The organism is Roseateles sp. P5_B10, from assembly GCF_056400485.1.
The window spans coordinates 1-1,724 of the sequence record NZ_JBFULE010000990.1; the positions used below are offsets into that span (position 1 = coordinate 1).

At 70.6% G+C, this 1,724-nt stretch carries 1 protein-coding gene and 1 pseudogene; one reads left to right on the plus strand and one right to left on the minus strand.

Annotated features, from left to right (window positions below; genetic code table 11):
• Positions 1-282: 282 nt before the first annotated feature.
• Complete coding sequence (locus AC1DU6_RS30060) at positions 283-1,422, minus strand: iron-containing alcohol dehydrogenase (protein ID WP_477861697.1); 1,140 nt, start codon at positions 1,420-1,422, stop codon at positions 283-285.
• A gap of 40 nt (positions 1,423-1,462) precedes the next feature.
• Between AC1DU6_RS30060 and AC1DU6_RS30065 the strand changes: the two are divergent.
• A pseudogene (locus AC1DU6_RS30065) lies at positions 1,463-1,724 on the plus strand (peptidase S10); the annotation flags it as partial.

Below are 1,724 nucleotides of genomic sequence, written 5' to 3' on the forward strand. Positions count from 1 at the left end.
GCCTCTCCTTGGTCAGCGGCTCGTCCATCATCTGACGCGTCGCCGCGGCCGTCGAGGCCAGCCGCCAGGACGCCAGCGCAATCACGCAGGCGGCCAATGCCAGCACCAGGGCGAAGCCGGCGGCCAGGCGCTTGCCGATGGATAGCTTGTTCATGATGTCTCCTGTCTTTTCGTCTCGACGCCGCGCCTGCGCGCGGGCAACGAAGCATGCTAGTGCGGCGTTACAAGCCGTGTCGACCGCAAACTGGGACTTCGGTCACGCTGTCGCGATGAAAACGATGATCAACGCGATGCTGCCAGCAGCGCCCGGTATTCCTCGGCGCTCGCAATGCGCGGGTTGGTCTTGTGGCAGTGATCGACCAGGGCGCGTTCGATGATGCGGTCGTCCAGCTCGGGGCCGACCTCCATGGCCGCCAGCCCGCTGGGCAAGCCCAGGCGGGCATTCAATGCGCTGATCGCGCCGGCCACCGCATCGGCGTCGCTGCCGGCCAGCCCCATGGCCTGCGCCAGCCGTTCGATGCGCCGCTCGCGCCGCACGCTGTCGGCCTCGGCATTGAAGCGGATCACGGCTGGCAGGAAGACCGCGTTCAGCGTGCCGTGGTGCAGGCGCGGGTTCAGGCCACCGAGCGCATGGCTCAGCGAGTGCACGGCGCCCAGGCCCTTCTGGAAAGCCATCGCGCCATGCACGCTGGCGCACATCATGTCCATGCGCGCATCCCGGTCCTGGCCGTCGCGCGTGGCCTGTTCAATGGATTGCCAGCCCCGGCGCAGGCCTTCCAGCGCGATGCCATCGGCCGGCGGGTTGAAGGCCGGCGCGAGGAAGGTCTCGATGCAGTGGGCGATGGCGTCCATGCCGGTGGCGGCCGTCAGGCCCGGCGGCAGTTTCAGAGTCAGCGCCGGGTCGCAGATGGCCGCCTTGGGCAGCAGCTCCCAGTTGTGGAAGCCCAGCTTGCGGCCGTCGTCGACGATGATGATGGCGCCGCGGGCCACCTCGCTGCCAGTGCCCGCCGTCGTCGGCACGGCGATCAGCGGCAGCACCTTGGGGCTGATGCGCCCGGCGCCGCCTTCGATGGTCGCGTAGTGCGTCAGCGGGCCCTCGTGCGTGGCGGCGATGGCCACGCCCTTGGCCAGGTCCATGCTGGAGCCGCCGCCGATGGCGATGAGGCCGTCGCAGTCGAACTCCCGGGCCATCTGCGCCGCCAGCCGCACGGCGGCCTCGGTCGGGTTGGCGGGAGTGCGGTCGAACACGGGGGGCTTGACGTCGAAGGCTGCCAGCGCCTCGTCCAGCACGCCGGCTGCGCGCACGCCAGCGTCGGTGACGACGAGCGGGCGGCGGATGCCGATGCGCTCGCACTCGGCCGGCAGCAGGCGGCTGGCGCCGAACTCGAGTTCGATGCGGGTCAGGTAGAGGATCTGGGCCACGGCGCACTCCCTGCAATGTCTTTGCGCATCCTAGTCCGGCGTGTCTAGACTCGCCGTCATGCGCGCGACTTCACTGCCCCTGCTGCTCCTGGTCCTGCTCGCGGCCTGCGGGGGCGGAGGAGGGGGCTCGGCCCCCACGCCGACGCCGCCGGTCGACAACCAGCCGGGGCTGACCGACACGACGGTCTATTCCTCGGCGGCCGATGCTTCGCTGTCGGGCGCCGTCGAGGCCGCCGCCGTCAGCACCCAGACGCTCACGGCCAACGGCCAGACGCTGAGCTACACCGCCACCGCCGGCCACC